At 50.4% G+C, this 4,213-nt stretch carries 5 protein-coding genes; 4 read left to right on the forward strand and 1 reads right to left on the reverse strand.

Going from position 1 to position 4,213, the window contains the following annotated elements; all coding sequences use genetic code 11:
* Positions 1-320: ethanolamine ammonia-lyase reactivating factor EutA (locus ABNT28_RS10225; RefSeq protein ID WP_348721524.1), on the forward strand; the 320-nt coding region annotated here is incomplete at its 5' end.
* 4 nt (positions 321-324) lie between these two features.
* Positions 325-837, forward strand: a complete 513-nt coding sequence (locus tag ABNT28_RS10230; protein WP_348721525.1) for a tripartite tricarboxylate transporter TctB family protein — start codon at positions 325-327, stop codon at positions 835-837.
* 10 nt (positions 838-847) lie between these two features.
* Here ABNT28_RS10230 and ABNT28_RS10235 read toward each other — a convergent pair whose 3' ends face one another.
* Positions 848-1,540: an isochorismatase family cysteine hydrolase gene (locus ABNT28_RS10235; RefSeq protein ID WP_348721526.1), complete on the reverse strand. Its 693-nt coding sequence runs from the start codon at positions 1,538-1,540 to the stop codon at positions 848-850.
* Positions 1,541-1,648: 108 nt separating this feature from the next.
* Here ABNT28_RS10235 and ABNT28_RS10240 point away from each other — a divergent pair, with 108 nt between their 5' ends.
* Entirely contained in the window at positions 1,649-2,596 is a 948-nt protein-coding gene (locus ABNT28_RS10240; protein WP_348721527.1) for a tripartite tricarboxylate transporter substrate binding protein, read from the forward strand.
* 73 nt (positions 2,597-2,669) lie between these two features.
* On the forward strand, positions 2,670-4,163 hold the full coding sequence (locus tag ABNT28_RS10245; RefSeq protein WP_348721528.1) for a tripartite tricarboxylate transporter permease: 1,494 nt from the start codon (positions 2,670-2,672) through the stop codon (positions 4,161-4,163).
* Positions 4,164-4,213 lie beyond the last annotated feature (50 nt).

The following is a 4,213-nucleotide window of genomic DNA, read 5'->3' on the forward strand; positions in this document are numbered from 1 at the left end:
ATCCGGATCAGCCAGTTGCGCTTGCGGTACCGTGGCAAGGCTCGGCAAGTTTTGCAAGGCTTCGGGGGTTTGCCCGTGCCGTTCTTGGTGGTCTTGAAACAGTCATCGGGCGCGGGCATCCGCTGATACTGGTTGTTCGCGGTGATATTGCGGGTCTGTTGGGAATTCATTTTCGGGTTGAAGAAGGCTTTGCCGGTCCGATCATTTCGATTGATGGAATTGAGGTTTCAAATTTCGATTTCATCGATATCGGTGATGTTATAAGATCAACCGGTTCCGCCCCTGTGGTTATTAAATCTCTCATTTTCCCGTCGGAGTAATGCCATGACCGAATCCAGCCAGACACCAGCTTTAGTCCGGTCGCCATTGGTGCCGATCACGCTGTTCATATTATCTGCTGGGTTTGCAATCTGGAGCAATGATCTGGCCGAAATTCCGCGGATGATGCCATTTCTTGTTGCGGCAATCACGGCGTTGTTATGTGTGTTCGACTTTTTGGCACGCGGTACCAGCCCATTTGCGCAAAAGATTGGGCATTGGCTGGGGGCTGATTTCAGCAACCGGGAAATGAAGCATAATCCGGCGATCAGCGCTGAGGTCGTGATGCTGCTTTGGATGGTCTTGTGTGTTGGTCTGATGATGTTTATCGGAATCTTGCCAAGTGTTTTTGTTTTTGTATTGGTGTATATGCGTTATCAGGGCAAACAAAGCTGGCGCAATTCGGTCCTTGCCAGCATTGGCAGCCTGCTATTCGTGGTCGCGGTTTTCGAAATTCTGCTTCAATATAACCTCTATCGTGGGGCGCTTTTTGACCCACGCGGCTTTGACGCTTGGTAATCTGCCAAACTTAGCGGCAATGGGACTCGAAATCGGCGGTGCTGATCAAATCGGCGTATTTCGCCTGACAGTCAAACAAAGCAATTTTATGCGATGCCGAAAACCGGTCAAAAACCGCATCTGCAATAATGAAACTATTGATCTGGCGGCTGAATGCATCAACGGCGCTGGCACGAACACACCCCGATGTCGTGCATCCCACGATAAATAATCCGTCGCATTCATGACCGGTAAACCATGCCGGAAATTCGGTTTCAAAAAATATACTTGGCGCGCCTTTGCCAAACACTAAATCTGGCGTGTCTGGGGCAAGCTCGGTGATGATGCTGTTACCATCCTCAGCCGCAGAAAATGGTTTTGCGTCTTCAGTGGCACGCGCCGTTTTTGGGCTTTTTCGACGGAGCCGCATTGCGCTGCGCCGACTATAGGCAATGGGCATTTTTGCCTGTCTTGCTGCGGTCAATACCCGTGCGATAAGAGGCACCGCCTGCCAGGCCGATGGTCCACAAGCAGTGCGCCGTTCAGTTGCTGCCGAAACAGCATCCATACCGGGCGCACCACAAAAATCATAGGTCATATCAATAACAACTAATGCGGGTCGTTTTGGCAGGGGCAGCTTGCGGCCGTAATGGCTCACACGCAGGATTTCCATGTCCTGTTCAGACAAAAATGGTTCCCATTGACTGCTGAAAATATTTGGCATCGGATCACTGTTTTTATTAGGAGTTAGTAACATAAAAAAGTAGGCTAATTAGGTTAGTCGGCATTGTAAAATTGTTTCAAAAACAGCCGGCAGGTTAGGGAGAAAAAAATGTCAAAAAGAATCCTCGCGTCATTGTCGCTTGCCGCTGCAATGTTCGTTGGTGTCGGCTCTGCAGCTGCGGACTGGCCAGAAAAACCAATTAAATTTGTTGTGCCTTACAGCACCGGCGGTGGCTTTGATGTCTATGTCCGCGCGGTTGCACCGGAAATGGAAAAAATTCTTGGGGTTGAAGTGGTTCCAGAAAATATTCCGGGTGCTGGCGGGCAAAAAGGTGCTGCGACCGTTTATCGGTCTGCTCCTGATGGCTATACAATCGGTATCTTTAACGTGCCGGGCCTGACCGTTCCGCAAATGCTCGGAAAGAAAGTATCCTATAATCTGGAAGATACGACATGGATTGGCAATCTGGCAAAATCAACCTATGCGATTGCGGTAAAGGCTGACTCGCCGATCAATTCGCTGGCCGATCTTTGTGCGCTTGGCCGTCCGGCAAAGCTGTCGGATACCGGCCCGTCATCAACATCATCAGTGACCGCTAAAATTGCAATGTCGTTGATTGATTGCCCGATCCAGAACGTGACCGGCTATAAGGGATCAAGCCAGACCATCATCGCCGTGATGCGGGGTGAGGTTGACGCGACGCTGAAGCCAATATCATCGCTTCGCAAATATGTTGCATCAGGCGATATGAAATTCATTGTAACCTTTGAGAACAAGGCTAGCCTCGAAGGCGTCCCATCATCGCGTGATCTTGGCCATGACGCGTTTGAAAAATTGACCCTTTATCGGATTGTTGGTGCCCCTCCCGGATTGCCGAAAGAGATTGCTGACAAACTATCTGATGCATTGATGCGCGCTGCCAATTCTCCGGCAGTTCAAGAATGGTCAAAGAAGACAAAAAAGCCGCTGGATCCAATTGATGGCGAGGCCGCGACCGTTCTTATGAAAGACCTGTCAGATTTCTACACAAAATATAAGTCTATTCTGGCAAATTAACGATCTATCAGGGTAGGGCAGTAGCTAGGCCTTACCCTGATTCGGCTTTCTTCAAATTTTATGGATGTCTGGCATGGGCGTTGATGTTGTTTTGCAGGCTTTTCTGGGTGTGCTGACAAGCGGCTCGGTTATGTTTGTCTTTATTGGTGTTTTGTTGGGGCTGTGCTTTGGGATGATCCCGGGGCTAGGCGGCACAACGGCATTAGCCTTGCTTATCCCGATTACGTATAGCATGGAATCGCTGGATGCAATGTATCTCGCTGGCGGCGTCATGGGGGCAACTTCCTTTGGTGGTTCAATTACCGCCATTTTGCTAAATACCCCGGGAACGGCACCAAACGCCGCGACGACTTTTGATGGATATCCGATGGCCCAGCAAGGCCGCGCAGGTCAGGCCATTGGCGCATCGGCAACCGCATCCGCAATGGGGGGGTTGTTAGGCCTGTTTACCCTGATCCTATTTATTCCATTAGCAAAAGAAATTGTCCTGCTGTTTGGCCCTGTCGAATTTTTGTTGCTGACCGTGCTTGGTCTGGTTGCCATTGCGGTATCGTCACGGGGCAAGCTGCTTCGGGGGCTGATCGCTGGTGGTTTTGGATTGATGTTTGCCTTTGTTGGTGTCGATACAATTTCTGGTGCGACAAGATTTACCCTCGATACAGATTATTTGTGGGATGGCATCCCGCTAGTGCCGACACTAACCGGGCTATTTGCGATCAGCCAGATGATCGAGCTTGCGCTAAAAGGTGGGTCGGTTGTTTCAAGCAACACAACGATCGCCAGCATTTCGGGCATTTGGCAAGGCGCCGCCGCTGTCTTTAAACATTGGACCGTGATGGTTCGTGGTTCGGTAATTGGTACGATTATTGGTGCGATTCCGGGTCTTGGCGGTACGGTCGCGTCATTCATTGCCTATACGTCAACTGTGCAGTCATCGCGTGATCCGTCCAGTTTTGGTAAGGGCAATATCGTTGGCGTGATTGCGCCGGAAAGTGCAAATAACGCCAAAGATGGTGGCTCGCTTGTGCCAACGGTTGCGTTTGGGATTCCGGGCAGTGCGGAAACAGCAGTCTTTCTTGGTATTCTGGTACTGCACGGCATTGAGCCCGGACCATCACTATTGCTGCAAAATGAAAGAGAAATTTACGGATTGATCGTGGCGCTGACATTGTCGGCGGTCGGTGCGTCGGTAATTGGGTTGCTTACGGCCCGCTGGTTGGTGCGCATCACCTTTGTAAATGTGAATATTCTGGTGCCACTCGTGGTAACAATTTCGCTGACCGGTGTTTATGTGTTGCAAGGCAAACCCGGCGATGTCTTGCTGGCGCTTATCATGGGGATTTTCGGCTATCTTATGATCCGGTTCGATTATCCGCGCCTGACTTTGGTGATCGCGTTGGTGCTTGGTGAAACGGCTGAACGGTCATTCCATCAATCATTGCTGATCTCGGATAATAATCTTGTCGGCCTGATTATGGAACGGCCGCAGGCGATCATATTAGTGCTTGCAACCCTGCTGACATTGCTGTTGCCGGCGTTGCGCAAGCGCGGCAAAAAAACCGCCTGATCACTGAAACCTGATCACTGAAACCTGATCACTGAAACCTGATCACTGAA

The sequence above is a fragment of the uncultured Candidatus Puniceispirillum sp. genome (assembly GCF_963979125.1).
GTDB lineage: Bacteria > Pseudomonadota > Alphaproteobacteria > Puniceispirillales > Puniceispirillaceae > Puniceispirillum.

Coding starts and splice junctions, on each gene's coding strand:
- ABNT28_RS10230 (WP_348721525.1), top strand. CDS start 325: ATGACCGAATCCAGCCAGACACCAGCTTTAGTCCGGTCGCCATTGGTG.
- ABNT28_RS10235 (WP_348721526.1), bottom strand. CDS start 1,540: ATGCCAAATATTTTCAGCAGTCAATGGGAACCATTTTTGTCTGAACAG.
- ABNT28_RS10240 (WP_348721527.1), top strand. CDS start 1,649: ATGTCAAAAAGAATCCTCGCGTCATTGTCGCTTGCCGCTGCAATGTTC.
- ABNT28_RS10245 (WP_348721528.1), top strand. CDS start 2,670: ATGGGCGTTGATGTTGTTTTGCAGGCTTTTCTGGGTGTGCTGACAAGC.